Raw genomic sequence first — 22,462 nt, forward strand, 5'->3', positions numbered from 1 at the left:
TACTGCCAAAATAATAGGATTATTTGACGGTGTCCGGAATTTTTGTATTTGATAAACGGTGAAGTGATTGAGTAATAAAATTGCAACAATATATAAATATATTTAATAAAACAAATAACAATTATTAATTGGACTTCTTAATTGAGATATATTATAATGAGCGCAAGAGAGGAAAATACAAATTTATTTGTATTTGACGAACGACGAACAGAAAAGGAGACGAATATCATGGCAAAAGTTGGTATTGTAATGGGCAGTGACTCAGATATGCCGGTGATGGCAAAAGCAGCAGATATATTAGAAAAATTAGGAATCGATTACGAGATGACGATCATCTCAGCACACCGTGAACCGGATGTTTTCTTTGAGTATGCAAAATCGGCTGAGAGCAAAGGTTTTAAAGTCATCATTGCCGGAGCAGGAATGGCGGCACATCTTCCAGGTATGTGCGCAGCAATTTTCCCAATGCCAGTCATTGGTATTCCAATGCATACCACTTCCTTAGGAGGAAGAGATTCCTTATATTCCATCGTGCAGATGCCATCCGGTATTCCGGTAGCAACTGTAGCAATCAACGGTGGAGCAAATGCAGGACTTCTTGCAGCTAAAATCCTTGCAACTTCAGACGAAGCTTTGTTAGAGAGACTGAAAGCCTACTCTAAAGATATGAAGGAGCAGGTTCAGGCAAAAGATGCAAGATTACAGGAAGTTGGATACAAGAACTATTAAATGTTTACGAAACTCCTGCTAGTCATCCTTAAATTGTTCAAAATTAACAAAATTCTCGAAAACACGCTCTCGCTACGTGTCGCTGGTAACGGTACTAAGAAGCCAGTTGCGACTTGCGTTGCACCTGCCTTCTAAGAACCGACCGCTCCCCAGCGTTTTCTCAAGCTTTTGTTAATTTTTCACAATTCAATTTAGGTTTTCATGAGTTTCGCAATTATTTAAATAAGAACTACTATAAAGGAGAGAAAAAATGGATTACAAGAACGCAGGTGTAGATATTGAAGCTGGATATGAATCAGTGGAATTAATGAAAAAATATGTAAAGGGAACCATGCGTCCGGAAGTGTTAGGCGGACTTGGTGGATTTTCCGGTGCTTTTTCCATGGAAGCAATCAAGGGAATGGAGGAGCCGGTACTTTTATCCGGTACAGACGGATGTGGAACAAAAGTAAAATTGGCATTTCTTCTGGACAAGCATGATACGATCGGTATCGACTGTGTTGCAATGTGTGTCAATGACGTTGCCTGCGCAGGCGGTGAACCATTATTTTTCTTAGATTATATCGCATGTGGCAAAAACTACCCGGAAAAAATCGCAACGATCGTAAGCGGTGTGGCAGAGGGCTGTAAGCAGTCCGGCTGTGCTCTGATCGGTGGCGAGACAGCAGAACATCCGGGACTGATGCCGGAAGATGAATACGATCTTGCCGGGTTTACTGTAGGTGTGGTAGATAAAAAAGACATCATTACAGGAGAGAACTTAAAGGCTGGTGACGTGCTGATCGGTATGGCTTCCACAGGCGTACATTCCAACGGCTTTTCCCTTGTCAGAAAAATCTTTAAAATGGACAAAGAGACATTAAATACATATCACGAGGAACTCGGTAAGACATTGGGCGAAGCATTGCTTGCACCGACAAGAATTTATGTCAAGGCTTTGAAAAACGTGAAAGAAGCAGGTGTTCGGGTCAAGGCGTGCAGCCATATCACAGGTGGCGGTTTCTATGAGAACGTTCCTAGAATGTTACCGGAAGGCAAACATGCAGTCATCAAAAAAGACAGCTATGAAGTACCGGCTATCTTTAAAATGATGGAGAGAGAGGGAAATGTTGAGGAGCACATGATGTACAATACTTACAACATGGGTATTGGAATGATCGTTGCGGTTGATCCTGCGGATGTGGAGAAAACTATGGAAGCAATGCGTGCAGCCGGAGACACCCCATATGTGATCGGTGAGATCAAAGACGGCGAAAAAGGAGTAACTTTATGCTAAAAGTTGCAGTTTTAGTATCCGGCGGTGGTACGAACCTTCAGGCGATTTTAGATGCAATAGACAATGGAACGATCACCAATGCAAAAGTGGAAGTTGTGATCAGCAACAACAAAAATGCATACGCTTTAGAACGTGCGAAAAATCATGGGATCGAGGCTCTTTGCATTTCTCCGAAGGACTACGGGACAAGAGATGCGTTCAACAAAGCATTTCTGGAAAAATTAGATGACTGCCAACCGGATTTAATAGTTCTTGCGGGATTTTTGGTTGTGATCCCGAAGCAGATGATCGAAAAATACAGAAACCGTATCATCAATATCCATCCATCCCTGATTCCATCTTTCTGCGGAACCGGTTATTACGGACTGAAAGTCCATGAGGGTGTGCTATCCCGCGGTGTAAAAGTGACCGGAGCAACGGTACACTTTGTAGATGAGGGAACAGACACAGGTCCTATCATTTTACAGAAGGCAGTGGAAGTAGAGCAGGATGATACACCGGAAATCCTGCAGAGACGTGTCATGGAGCAGGCGGAGTGGATCATCATGCCGAAGGCGATCGACCTAATCGCAAACGGAAAAGTCTCTGTCGTAGATGGCAGAGTCCGAATTGACGAGAATAAGTAATAGCGAAACCGAAAGAAGAGTTTCGCCAATATTTCATAGAGAAGGAGAATCCGCATGAAAGTATTAGTAGTAGGAAGTGGCGGTCGTGAACATGCGATCTGCACCAGCGTTGCAAAAAGTCCGCGTGTAGATAAAATCTACTGTGCACCGGGTAATGCCGGAATTGCAGCACTTGCAGAGTGTGTGCCGATCGGTGCGATGGAATTTGATAAATTAGTTGCTTTTGCAAAAGAAAAAGAAATTGATTTCACGATCGTTGGAATGGATGATCCGTTAGTTGGCGGAATTGTGGACGTATTTGAGGCAGAGGGACTTAAAGTATTCGGTCCAAGAAAAAATGCGGCAATCTTAGAGGGTTCCAAGGCATTTTCCAAAGACCTTATGAAAAAATACAACATTCCGACCGCAGCATACGAGAACTTTACTGATCCGCAGGAGGCACTTGCTTATCTGGAGACAGCAAAAATGCCGATCGTTTTAAAAGCGGACGGACTGGCGCTCGGAAAAGGCGTTTTAATTTGCAATACATTAGAGGAAGCAAAAGCCGGTGTCAAAGAGATCATGGAGGATAAAAAGTTCGGAACAGCCGGAAATACCATGGTCATCGAAGAGTTTATGACCGGACGTGAAGTGTCCGTTTTATCTTTTGTGGATGGAAAGACTATTAAGATCATGTCCTCCGCACAGGATCACAAACGTGCAAAAGACGGCGATCAGGGCTTAAATACCGGAGGAATGGGAAACTTTTCTCCAAGCCCATTCTATACAAAAGAAGTGGATGAGTTCTGTAAAAAATATATTTATCAGGCAACAGTCGATGCAATGGCGGCAGAGGGCAGACCATTTACAGGTGTTATTTTCTTTGGACTGATGCTGACAGCAGACGGACCGAGAGTGTTAGAGTATAATGCCAGATTTGGCGATCCGGAAGCACAGGTTGTTCTTCCAAGAATGAAAAATGACATCATTGATGTGATGGAAGCCTGTGTAGATGGCAAATTAGATACGATCGATCTTCAGTTTGAAGATAATGCGGCAGTCTGCGTTGTGCTTGCATCTGACGGTTATCCGGTGGCTTATGAAAAAGGATTTGAGATCACCGGACTTGAGAAGTTTGAGGGAAAAGAGGATTACTTCTGTTTCCATGCCGGAACAAAATTCAATGAGGCAGGAAAGATTGTGACCAACGGCGGACGTGTTCTTGGAATCACAGCGACAGGAGCCGATTTAAAAGAAGCGAGAAAAAAAGCCTACGAGGCAACCGAGTGGGTAAACTTCGCCAATAAATACATGCGCCATGATATTGGAAAAGCAATTGACGAGGCGTAATATTTTTTGAATTTAAAATCGTTCAGACCGGATGCATCGGTTTTCGGAAAGTCAGATGGAGTTCTTATGATTTGAAAACGCTGGAAAAGGTCTGAGCGGTTTTTTTGCTTATAGTAATGGAAATTCCGCGAAGTCTGAATTCTATTAGATTCAGAAAAGAAAGACATGGAATAATTGCGAAAAAACATTGCATATTTGCCCCAATCGGGTATAATTACAGTTGGTACATTCCAGCTTTGGAATGAATTTCAGGAAAACCAGACTGGAAAAATGATTCCAGAAACAGTTTTTCCAAAAAGCAGGGAGAATTACATGTCACAATCTGTAATGATTAAAAGCAACAAATATGGTATTAATCTGGTGCTGGATCCGAATATACCGTTTGTGGAATTGTTAAAGGATGTTATTGAGAAGTTCAAGGCATCAGAAAAATTCTTTAAAAATGCTGAATTAGCCATTTCTTTTGAGGGAAGAAAGCTTTCGGAAGAGGAAGAAAACCGTATTATCGAGGCAATCACAGAGAATACGACGATTCAGATTTTATGCATCGTACAAAATGGCAGTGAACAGGAAGCAGTCATGAAACAGCAGATTGAGTACTATCAGGCAGTACAGCAGCAGTTTATGAATGCAAACACCGGTTCCGGAGATTTTTACAGAGGAACTTTGCGTTCCGGACAGGTTATCGAAAGTGAATCCAGCGTAACCATTATCGGGGATGTGAATCCAGGTGCGAAGATAATCTCGCAGGGGAATATCGTCATTCTTGGAGCGTTGAAAGGAAATGCACATGCGGGCAGCGCTGGCGACCGCAATTGTTTTATTTTTGCGCTTGATATGAACCCAATCCAGATTCAGATCGGTGATCTGATCGCCAAGAGCCCGGATAAAGAAAAAACGAGAAAACATCTGTTGAGACGTGAAAAAGTTCAGACCGCAGAGTCCCAGATCGCAGTGGCGAGGGATGGCAATATTTATATTGAGCCGGTCACAAAAGATATTTTAAACAGAATGTAAAATGCGAAATGCACAGGAGGAAATCATGAGCGAAGTTATTGTAATCACATCTGGAAAGGGTGGAGTAGGTAAGACAACTACAACAGCAAATGTAGGAACAGGTCTTGCACAGTTGAATAAAAAGGTAGTAATGATCGATACTGATATCGGTCTTCGTAACTTAGACGTTGTCATGGGATTAGAGAACCGTATTGTATACAATCTGGTTGATGTTATCGAGGGCAAATGTCGTTTGAAACAGGCACTCATCAAGGATAAAAAGTATCCTGAATTATGTCTGTTACCATCCGCGCAGACAAGAGATAAGGATGCCGTGACACCGGAGCAGATGGTAGAGCTGATCGATGAACTGAGAAAAGAATTTGATTACATTTTACTTGACTGCCCGGCTGGAATCGAGCAGGGATTCAAGAATGCCATTGCAGGCGCAGACAGAGCATTGGTTGTCACAACACCTGAGGTATCTGCAATCCGTGATGCAGACAGAATCGTTGGCTTGCTGGAAGCAAATGAGATGAAACGTATCGACCTTATCGTAAACCGTCTGAGAATGGATATGGTAAAACGTGGTGATATGATGAAGGTAGAAGATGTTACGGATATTCTTGCTGTCAATCTGATCGGTGCAGTGCCGGATGATGAACATATCGTTGTTTCTACAAACCAGGGCGAACCATTGGTTGGTTCTGACTGTCTTGCAGGAAAAGCATATGCCAATATCAGCAGACGTATTACAGGAGAAGATGTTCCATTTTTAGACTTGGAAGTAAAACAGGGTGTATTTGGAAAATTAATGGATTTATTTAAGAAAAACTAAGGGGGGAGAAGCCACATGGGTTTAATGGATTTATTCAAAAAGAAAAGTTCTGGTGACGTTGCAAAGGATCGTTTGAAACTTTTACTTGTATCTGACCGTGCCAACTGCTCTCCTGAGATGATGGAAATGATCAAACGGGATATTATCCAGGTAATTTCCAAGTACATGGATATTGATGCAGATGCGTTGGATGTGAAGATCACAGAGACAGAATCTGACTCCAATAATGGTATGGTTCCAGCATTATTTGCAAATATCCCGATCAAGGATATGAAACATAAACCGGATAAACGCTAAGATTTATAACCGGAGTTTGACTTACCGTAGTGTCGCAGATTTTGTGGTGCTTTCTCAGGGGGTGAAGGGGCAGATATAAGCGTCCTCTCACAAGTCTTGATTTTATAGGTTTATGAAAAGAAAAACGGTACAGACAAATATGATGTTCCTGTTCGCCGGGCATTCCGCTGGGCTTCTGATCAACAATCATGTTCAGCTGAAGCTTCCATGATTGTTAGAATCCCAGCTCCATGGCTCACAAAGGAAATCATATTTGTCTGCACCGTTTTTCTTTCAGTTACGTTATGGATGACTTGTGAGAGGACGCTTATACATGCCCAATCAATGCTACGAAGCACACCACAAAATCTGCAAGTTGCGTTATGGAACTCCCGGCTATGGTAAAAATCATGGTATTGATCAATAGGGTAATTCGAAAGGTGTTAATTTTTAAATAATAGCAGGAGAAATAAAATGAGTACAAAAAAAGCAATTGGCATATCTTTTGTTGCCATATTTATTTTAATAATTGCGCAGATTATTGCACAAGTCATTGCAAGTGTGTTTGTTATTATAAAGATTCCATATGGAATTTGTAATATTATCGCTGGAATTATATATGTTGGCTTAACATATCTTATTTTGAAAATGTTTATTAGCAAGATTGTTAAGTTACCTGTTTCGGATTTCGGAATGCCTAAATTTGAAATTAAAATAAGATGGATTTTAATAGCTATATTATTGCCATGCATTATAAAAGGAATTTATGTTTTAATATTCAATGGTGAGTATGTCTCCTCAAATATGAATGGAAATGAGATATTCAATACTTTAAGTGCAGGGGTTGCGTTCACCGGGATAGCGGCTGGATTTGTTGAAGAAATGGTGTTTAGAGGAGTTATACTCAATGCATTGAAGAAAAGATGGGATATGAAGGTGGCTGTAATTGTTCCATCAATGTTATTTGGTATTGTACATGTTCTGGGACAGGATTTTTCGATAGGCAGTTGTTTATTAGTCATTATCGCTGGAACTATGGTAGGCGTTATGTTTTCAATGATTGCAATAGAGAGTGGTTCGGTTTGGAATAGTGGAATAGTGCATGCTATCTGGAACATTGTGATCATTGGTGGCGGATTAGCCATTGGGGAAAAAATGGATCCATATTCTGTAATGACATATGTTCTTGATTCAAAAGTTTTTGCAATTACAGGTGGTGAGTTTGGAATTGAATCGTCTGTTATTTCGTTAATAGGATACATAATAGTTGCTGGCATAGCATTTATTATGATTAAATCGAACAGGAAAAATTGATATGACGGTTTGAAAATGTGAAGCTATAAGGAACTTGTCCATTTTTAGTTTGTAGAAGTTTATTATAAAATAAGAGTTTCATAACGTAAATTGCAGATTTTGTGATGTAATTCATAGTGTTGGCAGGGCATGTATAAGCGGCATTTCACAAGTCATTCACAGTGTAAATGAAAAGAAAAATCGTACAGACAAATATTATTTTCTTTGTGAGCTATGGAGATAAGACTCTTTAGAGGCTTATCGGAATGCCGAGCGAACAGAAACATAATATTTGTCTGTACGATTTTTTTTAATCAACATATATAATAATGACTTGTGAGAGGGCGCTTATATCTGCCCTTTACACCCTAAGAAAGCACCACAGAATCTGCAATTTGCGTTATGGAATTCACGGTTATGGGATGAGTGCCTATAAAGGAGGTGTCGACTAAATGCAGTCATTTTCAATGTCTTGTGATTCGTCCATTTCACATTCATGTTTTCATAAACATGTCAGACTGCAATATTTTGTTCATAACCTAAATTATAAAATTCAATCTAAAAATCCGCACCACCTGCGATCGGCAGTTCCTAAGTAAAACTCCTGTAAAATTCCAATCTTGAAAAAATGTATTGACAACAAAGTGCCATAGTGTTATGGTTAATTACATAAGTAATGAACCGCATAACGAACGAAAAACAAGAGGACAGATAAGCGCATTTGAAAAGCTGTCAGCAACAGAATAATTTCTGGAAAGAAAGGAGTATATTATGCATGAATGAGATTTTGACGCAGGAGAAATCCATATATCTGCAGATCGCAGAGATGATCGAGACAGATATTTTAAGGGATATTCTTCTGGAAGAGGAACGCGTGCCGAGCACGAATGAACTGGCGAAGCTATATGCCATTAATCCGGCGACAGCAGCCAAAGGAGTGAATATTTTGGTGGATGAAGGTGTTTTATATAAGAAAAGAGGGATTGGAATGTTTGTGTCAGCAGGTGCGAAAGAGGCAATCTTAAGCCGGAGAAAGAATGAATTTTATGATAACTATGTAAAAAAACTGTTAGAGGAAGCAGCGAGCATCGGACTTGGAAAAGAAGAAGTCATTCAGTTGATACAATCCGGCAATGAAGCGTAAAGAGCTGTCCGGATGGAAAACAGTGATACCGGAAGCATGGAATCATGCAAATAAGAGGAATGATACAGGAAATTGTATTTTAAAGTTTTGAAAAGAAAGGCAGGAAGATGATTCATGGAATCAATCGTATGTAATGGTATTGGTAAAATTTATGGAAAAAACAGGTGTTAAAAGATATCAATCTCACATTGGAGAAAGGAAAGATTTATGGACTGATCGGAAGAAACGGTGCAGGAAAGACGACATTGTTATCCATTATGTCGGCACAGAATCCGGCATCCGAAGGAACTGTGACATGGAATGGTGAAAATGTATGGGAGAACCGCAAGGCGTTAGATCACATTTGCTTTTCCAGAGAGTTGTCCATCAATCTCTATGGAAGCGGCGTGAGCGGCATGAAAGTAAAAGATTATCTGAAAACTGCGTCCTATTATTATCCAAACTGGGATCAGGCACTTGCGGAGGAACTGATCAAAAAGTTTGAACTGAATACAAAGCAGCGTATCAATAAAATGTCCAAAGGCATGCTGTCCATGGTGACAATTATCGTAGCACTTGCAAGCAAAGCCGATTTTACGTTTATGGATGAACCGGTGGCAGGTCTTGATGTTGTAATGCGTGATTATTTTTACCATAAACTAATGGAGGAATACACCGAGACCGGACGTACCTTCGTTATTTCCACACATATTATCGAGGAAGCAACAGACCTGATGGAAGAAGTGGTCATGATCAAAAATGGCGAGGTGCTGCTGAAAGAAAATACGCAGGAACTTCTGGAGAGAAGCTACCATGTAAGTGGTCTTGCAGAAGTTGTGGATCAGGCAACGGAAGGCTATGAGAGACATCATGAAGAGAAGATGGGAAGAAGCAAGAGTGTGACGATCCTTTTGGAGGAAGGACAGAAGCTGCCGGAAGGCTATGATGTCACCATACAGCCGCTCAATCTGGAAAAATTGTTTGTATCCCTTTGCGGAATGGAGGAGTAGACATGGCAGAGAGCAGGATTATTAAGAGAAATGTTCTATTCTGGGGAAAATCAGGATTGCAGCTGACCGGCATCATGTTGATTTTCATGGTTGTATATGGATTCCTGTTTAATATGGGAAGCGGCAGTATATTCGGGGATTTCTGGAAAACAGCTTATTTTTATGGCGGGATCATAAGCGTTTTATTTGCACTGATCGGACCGGTTGCCTATGTGGGCGCTTATCTTCCGATGGCATTGTCTTTTGGATCAGGAAGAAGGGAAGCAGTCTTTGGGGCACAGATTTTCTGCATAGCTTATGGAGTGAGTTCCTATATCATTATGGTACTGGCAGGCATTATGAGCAGTGGAAAATTAGATGGAAAGCTGGATGTTTTGATAGCAGTTCTGTTTATATTTATGACAGCGGTCGGACAGCTTGTCTCGGTTGCACAGATGCATTTCGGAATGAAAGGAATGATTTTGGGAATTGTCATGGTGGTATTATGCATGGTCGGCGGATTTGTGACAGGAATTGGATTCATTGACCAGATCATGGCGTGGATCAACAAAATACAGACAAATGTAGTATGGACATTGTTTGCGATAGTAGCAATTGTCAGCATTGCGTTGTATGCAGTCAGTGTCACGGTGCTTTTCCGTGAAATGAGATATTACGAAGTGAAAGCATAAGTTGGGAGGCGGAAAGAATGAACAGTTTTTTAATTCAGTGTAAGGTGCGGAAAACAGAGCTTTTGCAGTTTCTTGGAATTACTGCTGTGGGATACTTGATCGGTCTGATCGTTGTATTTATCGTGATGAATGTGGCAAAAGAGAATACCTGTGCCACAGCCGGAACTATGCTGGCGTTCATCGCCTTTGCCTTTATGCATTTATTTGGGATTACTTTTTCTTTCATGGGGGATTTTAACATGGCAATTTCCCTGGGTGCGACCAGAAAAAGCTTTGTCTCAGGCTATGTACTTTTTAATCTGCTGGAGATCGCAGTGCTGGAACTTGAGATCGTTGTGTTTGGTGTAGTTGAGAAGCTTTTGCTGGAAAATGCATTTCCACAGGCGGTTATGGAAATTGACCTGACAAACTTTTTTACATGGAACTATCTGTCAGGTGTCCTGGTCGTATTTACAGCAGTGGAAATGTTTTTCGGCGCAGTTATTTTAAGATATGGCATGAAAGTGTTATGGATTTTATGGGCGGTCTGGATGATTGTCTGCCTGGCTCCTATGAATATTGAAAAGAATGAAAAGCTTTCCGGTGAACTGGCAAAGCTCGGACTGTTTCTTGGTGGAAAACTTACACCACAGGGAAGGGTTGTTCTGGTGATTGTCTTAACAATTGTTGTAGCTGCGATCACATGGAACATTCTTCGGAAACAGCGAGTGACAGCATAAATATTTTGTGATAAGATAAAACCATGTGGGCGAAAAATACCTGCATGGTTTTTGTTATGACGACCACTAATCAGATAACAGGATTACGGAAAAATATAAGGGGATTATGATGAACGATAAGTTAGAACAGTTACAGAAATACTTAGAGAAAATGGAACAGTTCAACCATGTAAATACATTATTGTATTGGGATATGAGAACCAACACACCAAAGGAAGGATTTGCAGGACACAGCGATGCACTCACTTATTTTTCAACGGAGCAGTTTTCCATGTCGACCTCGGATGAACTGAAAACGTTATTGGATACACTGGCAGAGCCGGAAGAGTTTGAAAAGCTTGACGATAAGTGGAAGTTTGTTGTAAATAAAATGAAAACAGATATGGACAGAAATCGCAGAATTCCAAAAGAATTTTATGAAAGCTTCGTGAAAGCACAGTCGGAATCGGAGAATGCGTGGGAGGAAGCGAAGGAAAAAGCAGACTTTTCTATTTTTGCCCCACATTTGCAGAAAATGATCGATATGACAGCGGAGATGACCGGTTACACAGATCCGAAAAAAGAAGTTTACGACGCACTGTTAGACCAGTATGAAAAAGGAATGGATTCCGCTACGATGGACCGCCTGTTTGAAGATTTAAAAGCAGAGCTGATTCCTCTGGTGCAGAAAGTGCTTGCAGCGAAACAGCCGGATGACAGCAAGTTTCATGTTTCATTTGATAGGAATGCGCAGAAGGAAGTGGAGAAGCTTTTGCTGAGTTATATCGGATTTGACTGGAACAGAGGAACAACCGGGGAATCTACACATCCGTTTACACTGAATTTTTCGTCAAAGGATGTGCGTGTGACCAATCATTTTTATGAACATGATCCGCTCAGTGCGATGTATTCGGCAATCCATGAGGGTGGTCATGCGATTTTTGAGCAGAATGTGAATCCGGATTATGACGGAACGGTAGCGGGAAGCTGCAGTTATATGGGAATCCATGAGAGCCAGTCCCGTTTTTATGAGAACATTCTTGGAAGAAATAAGAATTTCTGGATTCCGGTTTATGCAAAAGTGCAGGAAAAAATGCCACAGCTTCAGGACGTTTCGTTGGATGAATTTTATAAGGAAGTCAATCATGTGAGAAACAGTTTTATCCGCACAGAGGCAGATGAACTGACTTACTGTTTCCATATTATTTTAAGATATGAGATCGAGAAGGCAATTTTCCGCGACCATGTGAAAGTGGAGGAACTTCCGGCACTCTGGAATCAGAAAATGCAGGAATATTTACAGATTACTCCGGCAGATGATGCGGAAGGAATTTTGCAGGATATGCACTGGTCTGACGGTTCTTTTGGTTACTTTCCATCCTATCTGCTTGGCAGTATTTATGACGGCATGTATTTAGATCGTCTGGAGGAAGAACTTGGCTCTGTGGATGCGCTGCTCGCGGAGGGAAGAATCGGTGAGATTACAAAATGGCTGAATGAGAAGATTCATCAGTATGGTTCTACCAGAAGCCCGAAAGAAGTGATCAGATACGTCTGCGGCAAAGAAGTTTCAGCAGAACCGCTGATTCGTTATTTCAAAGAAAAATATACAAAAGTTTATAATCTTGGTTAAAAAAGAAATTTTTGTGGATAATGGATAGAAAAGGAGAAGTATGAAAAAAGGAATTATTTTTGACATGGACGGAACGCTGTGGGACTCGGCAGCGAACGTTGCAGAATCATGGAATCTTGCCATAAAACAGGATGGCTCTGTTGATAAAAAACTGACGGAGCAGGATATTCAGGGGGTTATGGGAAAGACCATGGATGTGATCGCAGACATTCTTTTCCCGGAACTGGAAAAAGAGGTGCGCATGAAATTGTTAGATCAGTGCTGTTCCATGGAAAATGACTACCTGAGAGAGCATGGTGGAGTTTTGTATCCAAAATTGGAGGAGACACTTTCTGCACTGAAAGAAAAGTATCCGCTCTACATCGTGAGCAACTGCCAGAGTGGTTATATAGAGGCATTTTTAGATCATTACGGATTTGGAAAATACTTTGAAGATATAGAGTGTTATGGAAATAATCTGAGACAGAAGGGCGATAATATCAGATTATTAGCAGACCGGAACGGGTTGACAGAGGCAGTGTATGTCGGCGATATCCAGGGGGATTATGATGCCAGCTGCCACGCAGGTGTCGGGTTCATCCACGCAGCATATGGGTTTGGAACAATTGCAGCGGACGTGCCGGAAATCCATACATTTGAGGAACTTACAGAGACAGCAGACCAATATTTTGCTCTGCGGTAAGAAATTATAAGGGTTTATCATATGACAAAATTAGATGAGTTAGTAACACAGATCAACAGAGAACACGTTTATATCCAGACACATAATTTTCCGGATCCGGATGCCATCGCAAGTGCGTTCGGCCTGCAGGAACTGTTAAAGCTTCGCGGGATTCATGCGACGATCTGCTATAAGGGGAAAATCGACCGTTACAGTACAGACAAGCTGAGAGAGATTTTGGACATCAGACTGGTAAATATTGAGAATATTGACAGTGAACTCACGGAGGACGACGAGGTTATCCTGGTAGATGCGCAGAAGGGCAATTCCAACATTATCGATATGACCGGGGATGAGATCATCTGCATCGACCATCATCCGGTTTATGAGAAAACGGAGTACCGGTTTACGGATATCCGGCCGGGTGTCGGGGCTTGCGCATCGATCATAGCACAATATTTTTTTGAAAATGAAATACCGATGGATCAAAGAATTGCAACAGCGCTGACATTTGGAATCCGTATGGATACACAGAAATTGTCGAGAGGCGTATGCAAGATGGATATGGAAATGATCTGGCGCATGTTTGACCTGTGTGATCAGGATATGATTTATCTCTTAGAGAACAGCACACTCTATTTTGAAGATCTGATGGCGTATTCCAAGGCGATCTCAAGCATTGAGGTGTTTGAGAATATCAGTTTTGCAGATACCGGAAGGGATTGCCCGGAGGCTCTGATCGCCAGTGTGTCAGATTTTATGCTTGCATTGGTGGAAGTCTCTTTTTCAGTGGTCTATTCCAGAAAAAAAGAAGGGATCAAAATTTCTGTGCGGAGTGAGCGTCCCACATTAGATGCCGGAAAAATTATAAGCAAGGCGTTAAAAGGCATCGGAAGCGGTGGCGGGCATGCTACGATGGCAGGCGGTTTTGTGCCGTTTGACGGAAATGACCGGGAGGAAGATCTGATGATCCAGAACATCCGCGAAAGATTTATCGATGTGATCAGCAGGACGAAACGAAAGTCATTAAGATAGGTGGCTAGCGTAAAATTTTACTCGGATAATAAAAATTAAAATTAGAGAACACCTAACTTTGTGATAAAGTATTTAAGGCTGACAACCAAAATACAAACAAAGGAAAGGTGTTCTCTATGTATAACAGTATAAAATATTTTGAAGAAGAATGCATTAGCAAATTTGAAAAACTTGAGGACGATTTTATAAAGGAGCCGCAAAAACTGGCAGAGTATATTCTAAACCTCACTGATGAGCTGCATAACCTTGGCCTCCGAATGATACAGGAATCTCTGGAAGAAATGAACACAATGCTTAGAAAGAGCCAGAAACGTCTGCAACATTGGGTGGTTGAATCTCATGACACCAAGCAGCTGATTACATCACTGGGAACAGTCACATTTGAAAAAACATTGTTTACAAACAAAGAGACAGGCGAAAGTGAATACCTGTTGGATCGAATTATTGGACTCGAGAAACATGAGCGAATTACAGAAGATGCGCAGGCCAGAATGCTAAAAGAGGCAGTTCAGACTTCGTATCGACGAGGCGGAGAAGAAACTAGCCTTACAACAGATGTAAAAAAACAGACAGTAAAAAATAAGATTCATGCTCTCGAATTTCCGAAAAACAACGAGAAACCTGAAAAGAAAAAGGAGATTGAATATCTCTATATCGAGGCAGATGAAGACCATGCATCACTTCAGTTCAGAGAGAAGAAAGGTGATCTGGTTGAAAATGAAAATCATCAGAAAAACAACTGTCTGATAACCAAACTTGTATATATTCATGAAGGAATTGAAAAAGAGGCACCCAAAAGTAAACGGCACAAACTTGTAAATCCGTACTACTTCTGTGGAACCAGCTACGGAGAAGAAAACTCAGAATTTTGGGATGAGGTGTATGAATATATCAGCAATCATTACGACTTAGATAAAGTGAAAAAAATATATTTAAGTTCAGATGGTGGAACATGGATAAAATCCGGAATGAAAAGGATTGCAGGAATCACATATGTACTGGATGAATTTCATCTTGAAAAATATCTGATTAAACTGACCAGCCACATGAAAGACAGCAGGGAAGATGCGCTGGATGAGCTGCGAACAGCGATCAGGAGTAAAACAAAACAGGATTTTGAGGAAATCGTTGACCGCTTGAAAGACTGTCTGGAGAACGAAGCGGGATTAAAGCGGATTGCTGCAGCAAGAGACTATATACTCTCGAATTGGATGGCAGCTAAACTTCGCCTGAGACACCAAAACGGTGTAAAAGGGAGCAGTACCGAAGGTCATGTAAGCCATGTATTGTCCAGCAGAATGAGTTCCAGACCAATGGGATGGAGCATTCAAGGAGCTACAAAAATGGCAAAACTAAGGGCATATGAAATGAATGGTGGAGATATGTTGGCACTGGTAAGATATCAGAAACGGGAATTGCCTAAAGCAGCCGGTGCTGAATACGATGTTATAAACAGTAGCGATATGCTCCAAGCGGAAAAGAACAGGCATGGGGAATTAGGCAAGTATGTAGATTGCATCACACATACACTTTCGCTCCAAAACAAAAAGAAAGCTTATTTCAATTCGCATATATGGGGATTGTAAGCAGAAAATAAAAAAGGAAAAAGCCGAAAACAGCCTGGAAAGAAAGCTAGGCTTGTTTTGAGTGCAAAAAAGATGTATATTAAATCCACAAGTCGTTGTTTCATACTTTATCAGTACATCGTGGGGACTCTACACTATTATTTCCGAGGGTAAATTTACGCAACCAAGATAGGTGGAAAATCTTGACTTTTCGGGGAAATCTCTGTATAATCACAGAAGGTTAAAGGCAATGATCCATTCATTGCAAATAGAAAAGACGATGACGAAGACAGTAGTTGTTAAGAGAAAGGCAAAGAGAGCCGGGATTGGTGTGAACCGGTGCGAGTATCTTAGGAATGAACATCACTTCCCAGTCGCAGTCCGAAATGTTTTGACTGAGTAGGCACTGACGTTTTTCCTACGTTACAGGGAACGGGTATATGATTTTTATAAAATCTGTACATTGTAATTAGGTGGTACAACGATTATTTAAGGCTCTCGTCCTATTTACAGGATGAGAGCCTTGTTTAGATTGAGGAGGATTATATGTATAACAAAGTTGAAACAAATATGAACTTCGTTGACAGAGAAAAGCAGACAGAGAAGTTCTGGGAAGATCATGACATCTTCAAAAAATCAATGGAACAGCGCAAACAGGGAGAGACCTACACATTCTATGACGGTCCTCCGACTGCAAATGGAAAACCACATATCGGACACGTATTAACACGTGTTATCAAGGATATGATCCCAAGATACCAGACTATGAAGGGAAAATATGTTCCGCGTAAAGCCGGATGGGATACACACGGACTCCCGGTTGAGTTAGAGGTAGAGAAGATGCTCGGCTTAAACGGAAAAGAGCAGATCGAAGAGTACGGTATGGAACCTTTCATCAAAAAATGTAAGGAATCTGTATGGAAATACAAGGGAATGTGGGAAGATTTCTCAGGAACCGTTGGTTTCTGGGCAGATATGGAAAACCCATATGTCACCTATGATGACAACTTTATTGAGTCCGAATGGTGGGCATTAAAACAGATCTGGGACAAAGGATTGTTATACAAAGGCTTCAAGATCGTTCCCTACTGCCCTCGCTGTGGTACACCACTTTCTTCGCAGGAAGTTGCACAGGGTTACAAGACCGTAAAAGAGCGTTCCGCAGTGGTACGTTTCAAAGTTGTCGGAGAGGATGCTTATTTCCTCGCATGGACCACAACTCCGTGGACACTTCCATCCAACGTTGCACTCTGTGTGAACCCGGATGAGACTTACTGCAAAGTAAAAGCCGCAGACGGATACACCTACTACATGGCAGAGGCACTTCTTGACAAAGTGTTAGGAAAGCTTGGCAATGAAGAGGAAGGTGTCAAAGCATATGAAGTATTAGAGACTTACACCGGAAAAGATTTAGAGTACAAAGAATATGAGCCGTTATATGCATGTGCAGCAGAAGTGGCAGCAAAACAGCATAAAAAAGGACATTTTGTTACCTGTGACACTTATGTAACGATGTCTGATGGTACTGGTATCGTTCATATTGCTCCTGCATTCGGTGAAGATGATGCGAATGTCGGACGTAAGTACGATCTTCCGTTTGTCCAGTTTGTAAACGGAAAAGGTGAGATGACAGAAGAGACACCTTATGCTGGATTATTTGTAAAAAAAGCTGACCCTGAAGTATTAAAAGATCTGGATGCGCAGGGCAAATTATTTGACGCACCAAAGTTCGAACACGAATATCCACATTGCTGGAGATGTGATACACCGCTTATTTACTATGCAAGAGAGTCATGGTTCATCAAGATGACAGCAGTCAAAGATGACCTGATCCGTAATAATAATACTGTAAACTGGATCCCGGAATCCATCGGTAAAGGACGTTTCGGTGACTGGCTTGAGAACATCCAGGACTGGGGAATCTCCCGTAACCGTTACTGGGGAACTCCTTTAAATGTATGGGAATGTGAAGGCTGCGGACATCAGGAGTCCATCGGAAGCCGTGCCGAATTAGCAGAGAGAAGCGGAAACCCGGATGATGCCAAAGTGGAATTACACAGACCGTATATCGACGCTGTGACCTTCAAATGTCCTGACTGTGGCAAGACCATGCACAGGGTGCCAGAAGTGATCGACTGCTGGTTCGACTCAGGAGCAATGCCGTTTGCACAGCACCATTATCCATTTGAAAATGAGGATTTGTTCAAACAGCAGTTCCCGGCTCAGTTCATTTCCGAGGCGGTAGACCAGACACGAGGATGGTTCTATTCCCTGATGGCAGAGTCCACCTTACTGTTTAATAAAGCTCCTTATGAAAACGTTATCGTTTTAGGACATGTACAGGATGAGAACGGACAGAAAATGTCCAAATCCAAAGGAAATGCAGTCGATCCGTTCGATGCATTAGAGACTTACGGAGCAGATGCGATCCGCTGGTATTTCTACATCAACAGCGCTCCATGGCTTCCAAACCGTTTCCATGGAAAAGCAGTGCAGGAGGGACAGCGTAAGTTCTTAAGCACCTTATGGAACACTTATGCATTCTTTGTACTGTATGCAAACATTGACGGATTTGACGCAACAAAATATAAACTGGAATATGATAAATTATCCGTGATGGATAAATGGTTACTGTCCAAATTAAATACCGTGATCGGCGCTGTGGATGATAACCTTGGCAGTTACAAGATCCCGGAAGCTGCAAGAGCACTCGATGAGTTTGTGGACGATATGAGTAACTGGTACGTAAGACGCTCCCGTGAACGTTTCTGGGCAAAAGGAATGGAGCAGGATAAGATCAATGCCTACATGACACTTTACACAGCGTTAGTAGAGATCTGTAAATGTGCAGCACCAATGATCCCGTTCATGACAGAGGAAATCTATCAGAATCTTGTGTGCAGCATTGATAAAAATGCGCCGGAAAGTATTCATTTATGTGACTTCCCAACCGTTAATGAAGCATACATTGACAAAGAGTTAGAGAAAAATATGGATGAGGTATTAAAGATCGTGGTTATGGGCCGTGCATGCCGTAATGCAGCAAACATCAAGAACCGTCAGCCGATCGGAAATATGTTTGTCAAAGCTCCATTTGAACTTTCAGAGTACTTCAAAGAGATCATCGAGGATGAGCTGAATGTAAAGAAAGTTTCCTTTACCGATGATGTAAGTTCCTACACAAGCTATACATTCAAACCACAGCTCCGTACTGTAGGACCAAAATATGGAAAATATTTAGGACAGATCCAGAAAGCTTTAGCGGAACTTGACGGAAACGCTGCTATGGCAGAGTTAAAGGAAAATGGATTTATCACTTTGAAGTCTGTCAGTGATGATGTAAAATTAGCAGAGGAAGATCTGTTAATTACAATGACACAGATGGAAGGTTATGTAACGGAGGGGGACAATACAGTAACCGTTGTCCTTGATACCAACTTAACACCGGAGTTAATTGAAGAAGGATTTGTGCGTGAGATCATCAGCAAGATCCAGACCATGAGAAAAGAAGCAGGATTCGAAGTGATGGATAAGATCATGATCTCTTATCAGGCAGATGACAAAGTGGCTGCCATCTTTGACAAATATGGTGATGCGATCAAAGCAGATGTACTCGGACTTGATGTTGTAGCTGGCAGTGTGGATGGATACGAGAAAGAATGGAATATTAATGGGGAAACCGTTCTTTTAGGTGTAAAAAAAGGAGAGTAAGGAAATGTCTAAAACAGCAGCAGTCTTCAATAAGAAAAAATTTATCAATGATGTAACAGAGACAGTCCGTCATATGTATCGCAAACAGTTAAAAGAAGCAAGCCAGCAGGAGATTTTCCAGGCGGTATCCTACGTCGTAAAAGACGTTGTGATCGATGACTGGCTGGCAACCCAGCAGGCATTTGACGATCAGGATCCAAAGATTGTCTATTATATGTCAATGGAATTTCTGATGGGCCGTGCGCTTGGAAATAACCTGATCAATTTAAAAGCTTACAAAGAAGTGAAAGAAGCTCTGGAAGAAATCGGACTGAATCTTGACGTGATCGAAGATCAGGAGCCGGATCCTGCACTCGGAAACGGTGGTCTTGGACGTCTTGCAGCATGCTTTATGGAATCACTGGCAACACTCGGATACGCAGCTTACGGCTGCGGTATCCGTTACCGTTATGGTATGTTCAAACAGCAGATTTCGGATGGTTTTCAGGTAGAGGTACCGGATAACTGGTTAAAGAATGGCTACCCATTCGAACTTCGCAGACCGGAGTATTCCTACGAGATCAAATTCGGCGGCTATGTCCGTACCGAAGACATGGGAAATGGCAACACCAGATTTATCCATGAAGGCTATCAGTCCGTTATGGCGATCCCATACGATATGCCGATCGTAGGATATGATAATCATATGGTAAATACGCTGATGATCTGGGATGCAGAGCCTAAGGAAGGTTTCCAGTTAGATTCCTTTGATAAAGGAGATTATAACAAAGCGGTAGAGCAGGAAAACCTTGCACGTAACCTGGTGGAAGTCCTTTATCCGAATGACAATCATATTCAGGGAAAAGAACTTCGTTTAAAACAGCAGTATTTCTTCGTATCTGCAAGTTTACAGCGTGCGATCGCAAGATTCAAAAAGCATCATGAGGATATCCATCAGCTGCCTGAGAAAGCAGTATTCCAGATGAATGATACACATCCGACGGTTGCAGTGGCAGAGTTAATGCGTATTTTGCTGGATGAGGAAGGCTTAAGCTGGGAGGATGCGTGGGATATCACAACCCACTGTGTTGCTTATACCAACCATACCATTATGGCTGAGGCTCTTGAAAAATGGCCGATCGAGATTTTCCAGAGACTGCTTCCGCGTGTATATCAGATCGTGGAAGAGATCAACCGCCGTTTTGTTTTACAGATCCAGGAGCAGTATCCGGGCAACAATGATAAAATTGCAAAAATGGCAATTTTATATGATGGTCAGGTAAAAATGGCGCATCTTGCGATCGTTGCAGGTTATTCTGTCAACGGTGTTGCCAGACTGCACACAGAGATTTTGAAAAAAGAGCAGTTAAAAGATTTCTATGAGATGATGCCGCAGAAGTTCAATAACAAAACCAATGGTATCACACAGAGACGTTTCTTAGCACATGCGAACCCGCTTCTGGCTGACTGGGTGACAGCACATGTGGGAGAAGGCTGGATCACAGACCTTTCCCAGATCAGGAAACTTGCGCCTTATGCAGATGATAAAAAAGCACAGCAGGAGTTTCTGGAGATCAAGCACCAGAATAAAGTGCGCCTTGCAAAATATATCAAAGAGCACAATGGAATTGATGTAGATCCGGATTCCATCTTTGATGTGCAGGTGAAACGTCTTCATGAGTACAAACGTCAGCTGTTGAATATCCTTCATGTTATGTATCTCTATAACGAGATCAAAGAGCATCCGGATATGGAATTTGTTCCAAGAACATTCATTTTTGGTGCAAAGGCAGCAGCCGGTTATAAAAATGCAAAACTTACCATTAAACTGATCAACAGCGTTGGAGAAGTGATCAACAATGATAAGAGTATCAATAATAAGATCAAAGTGGTATTTATCGAGGACTACAAAGTTTCCAATGCAGAGTGGATCTTTGCAGCAGCAGATGTCAGCGAGCAGATTTCGACTGCAAGTAAAGAGGCATCCGGTACCGGTAATATGAAGTTCATGTTAAACGGTGCCCTGACACTTGGAACGATGGATGGTGCGAATGTCGAGATGTACGAGGAAGTCGGACCGGATAATATGTTTATTTTCGGTATGAGTTCTGACGAAGTGATCGCACATGAGCATAACCGTGATTATGATCCGATGCAGATTTTCAACACGGATCAGGATATCCGCAAAGTTCTGACACAGTTAGTGAACGGATTCTACTCACCGAACGACTCCGAACTTTTCCGTGACCTGTACAATTCACTGCTGAATACACACAGTACACAGTACGCGGATACTTACTTCATTCTTGCAGACTTCCGTTCTTATGCAGAAGCGCAGAAGAAGATCATGGAGTATTACAAGAACAGGAGCGCCTGGGCAAAGAGCGCTATCTTAAACACTGCACATTCCGGCAAGTTCTCATCCGACAGAACGATTCAGGAATATGTGGATGATATCTGGCATTTACCGAAGGTAAAGGTTGATGTGGAATAAAGAATAGATGTTTTGATCAGAAGGCAGTTCTGTGATAGGTATATAGTCATTGCTTGGGAAACGTATCTATCATGGAACTGCATTTTTGAAATCTAAAAGTATTTTCAGCAAGCTGATTTGAAAGGCACTAAATCATTATGAAAAATATAACTTTTTTAGACAGCATTAAATGTGCTGTAAAGGGAATGAAGTATGCTTTTAAAACAGAAAAAAATTTTAAATATTATTTCTTTATTGCCTTATTTTTTCTGATTTTAAATATTTTATTAAAATCAACAAAACTGGATTACATTTTGTACATAATTGTAACAAGTGGAGTTTTGATGGCTGAATTAGCGAATACAGCTATTGAACATGTTGCAAATGCTATATCAGGTAAATACAATGAGGAGATTCGATTAGCAAAAGATATTGGTTCCGGTATTGTGTTAATGCAGGGATTTGCTTTTTTTATTGTAGAGGGAATAGTTTTTATCACTAAATTTGTGTAAACAAGAGAGGAAAGACCCGGCAGGCAAT

At 41.5% G+C, this 22,462-nt stretch carries 19 protein-coding genes; all 19 read left to right on the forward strand.

Annotation, left to right across the window (positions count from 1 at the left end):
• Nucleotides 1–228: 228 nt before the first annotated feature.
• The 19 genes from purE (at nucleotide 229) to ROSEINA2194_RS09965 (ending at nucleotide 22,434) form a co-directional block, all read left to right on the forward strand.
• Entirely contained in the window at nucleotides 229–729 is a 501-nt protein-coding gene (gene purE / locus ROSEINA2194_RS09875; RefSeq protein WP_044927610.1) for a 5-(carboxyamino)imidazole ribonucleotide mutase, read from the forward strand.
• A gap of 250 nt (nucleotides 730–979) precedes the next feature.
• Nucleotides 980–2,005: a phosphoribosylformylglycinamidine cyclo-ligase gene (gene purM, locus ROSEINA2194_RS09880; protein WP_007886297.1), complete on the forward strand. Its 1,026-nt coding sequence runs from the start codon at nucleotides 980–982 to the stop codon at nucleotides 2,003–2,005.
• Nucleotides 1,999–2,631: a phosphoribosylglycinamide formyltransferase gene (gene purN, locus ROSEINA2194_RS09885; RefSeq protein ID WP_007886299.1), complete on the forward strand. Its 633-nt coding sequence runs from the start codon at nucleotides 1,999–2,001 to the stop codon at nucleotides 2,629–2,631. Before purM ends, purN begins: the two co-directional genes overlap by 7 nt.
• Nucleotides 2,632–2,685: 54 nt before the next feature.
• On the forward strand, nucleotides 2,686–3,960 hold the full coding sequence (gene purD, locus ROSEINA2194_RS09890; protein WP_007886302.1) for a phosphoribosylamine--glycine ligase: 1,275 nt from the start codon (nucleotides 2,686–2,688) through the stop codon (nucleotides 3,958–3,960).
• Between the two features lie 312 nt (nucleotides 3,961–4,272).
• Nucleotides 4,273–4,977, forward strand: a complete 705-nt coding sequence (minC, locus tag ROSEINA2194_RS09895; protein WP_021922884.1) for a septum site-determining protein MinC — start codon at nucleotides 4,273–4,275, stop codon at nucleotides 4,975–4,977.
• A gap of 25 nt (nucleotides 4,978–5,002) precedes the next feature.
• Nucleotides 5,003–5,794, forward strand: a complete 792-nt coding sequence (gene minD, locus ROSEINA2194_RS09900; protein ID WP_021922885.1) for a septum site-determining protein MinD — start codon at nucleotides 5,003–5,005, stop codon at nucleotides 5,792–5,794.
• Between the two features lie 15 nt (nucleotides 5,795–5,809).
• Nucleotides 5,810–6,091, forward strand: a complete 282-nt coding sequence (minE, locus tag ROSEINA2194_RS09905; protein WP_007886305.1) for a cell division topological specificity factor MinE — start codon at nucleotides 5,810–5,812, stop codon at nucleotides 6,089–6,091.
• Nucleotides 6,092–6,544: 453 nt separating this feature from the next.
• The gene (locus ROSEINA2194_RS09910) at nucleotides 6,545–7,384 is read left to right on the forward strand and encodes a CPBP family intramembrane glutamic endopeptidase (protein WP_007886306.1); all 840 of its coding nucleotides are present in this window, start codon (nucleotides 6,545–6,547) and stop codon (nucleotides 7,382–7,384) included.
• Between the two features lie 754 nt (nucleotides 7,385–8,138).
• Entirely contained in the window at nucleotides 8,139–8,507 is a 369-nt protein-coding gene (locus ROSEINA2194_RS09915) for a GntR family transcriptional regulator (protein WP_007886307.1), read from the forward strand.
• A 164-nt stretch (nucleotides 8,508–8,671) separates the two neighbouring features.
• Complete coding sequence (locus ROSEINA2194_RS09920; protein WP_007886308.1) at nucleotides 8,672–9,496, forward strand: ATP-binding cassette domain-containing protein; 825 nt, start codon at nucleotides 8,672–8,674, stop codon at nucleotides 9,494–9,496.
• A 2-nt stretch (nucleotides 9,497–9,498) separates the two neighbouring features.
• Nucleotides 9,499–10,167: a hypothetical protein gene (locus tag ROSEINA2194_RS09925; RefSeq protein ID WP_007886309.1), complete on the forward strand. Its 669-nt coding sequence runs from the start codon at nucleotides 9,499–9,501 to the stop codon at nucleotides 10,165–10,167.
• A 17-nt stretch (nucleotides 10,168–10,184) separates the two neighbouring features.
• On the forward strand, nucleotides 10,185–10,886 hold the full coding sequence (locus ROSEINA2194_RS09930; protein WP_007886310.1) for a hypothetical protein: 702 nt from the start codon (nucleotides 10,185–10,187) through the stop codon (nucleotides 10,884–10,886).
• 109 nt (nucleotides 10,887–10,995) lie between these two features.
• Nucleotides 10,996–12,498, forward strand: a complete 1,503-nt coding sequence (locus ROSEINA2194_RS09935; RefSeq protein WP_044927585.1) for a carboxypeptidase M32 — start codon at nucleotides 10,996–10,998, stop codon at nucleotides 12,496–12,498.
• A gap of 40 nt (nucleotides 12,499–12,538) precedes the next feature.
• Nucleotides 12,539–13,180 carry an HAD family hydrolase gene (locus ROSEINA2194_RS09940; RefSeq protein ID WP_007886316.1) on the forward strand — a complete coding sequence of 214 codons (642 nt, stop codon included), beginning with the start codon at nucleotides 12,539–12,541 and terminating at the stop codon, nucleotides 13,178–13,180.
• A gap of 21 nt (nucleotides 13,181–13,201) precedes the next feature.
• Nucleotides 13,202–14,194: a DHH family phosphoesterase gene (locus ROSEINA2194_RS09945; RefSeq protein ID WP_007886318.1), complete on the forward strand. Its 993-nt coding sequence runs from the start codon at nucleotides 13,202–13,204 to the stop codon at nucleotides 14,192–14,194.
• 116 nt (nucleotides 14,195–14,310) lie between these two features.
• Entirely contained in the window at nucleotides 14,311–15,780 is a 1,470-nt protein-coding gene (locus ROSEINA2194_RS09950) for an ISLre2 family transposase (RefSeq protein ID WP_007886320.1), read from the forward strand.
• Nucleotides 15,781–16,305: 525 nt separating this feature from the next.
• Nucleotides 16,306–19,470 carry an isoleucine--tRNA ligase gene (gene ileS / locus ROSEINA2194_RS09955; protein ID WP_007886322.1) on the forward strand — a complete coding sequence of 1,055 codons (3,165 nt, stop codon included), beginning with the start codon at nucleotides 16,306–16,308 and terminating at the stop codon, nucleotides 19,468–19,470.
• A gap of 4 nt (nucleotides 19,471–19,474) precedes the next feature.
• Nucleotides 19,475–21,943: a glycogen/starch/alpha-glucan phosphorylase gene (locus tag ROSEINA2194_RS09960; RefSeq protein WP_007886323.1), complete on the forward strand. Its 2,469-nt coding sequence runs from the start codon at nucleotides 19,475–19,477 to the stop codon at nucleotides 21,941–21,943.
• 137 nt (nucleotides 21,944–22,080) lie between these two features.
• On the forward strand, nucleotides 22,081–22,434 hold the full coding sequence (locus ROSEINA2194_RS09965; RefSeq protein WP_007886325.1) for a diacylglycerol kinase: 354 nt from the start codon (nucleotides 22,081–22,083) through the stop codon (nucleotides 22,432–22,434).
• Nucleotides 22,435–22,462 lie beyond the last annotated feature (28 nt).

The organism is Roseburia inulinivorans DSM 16841, from assembly GCF_000174195.1.
GTDB lineage: Bacteria > Bacillota > Clostridia > Lachnospirales > Lachnospiraceae > Roseburia > Roseburia inulinivorans.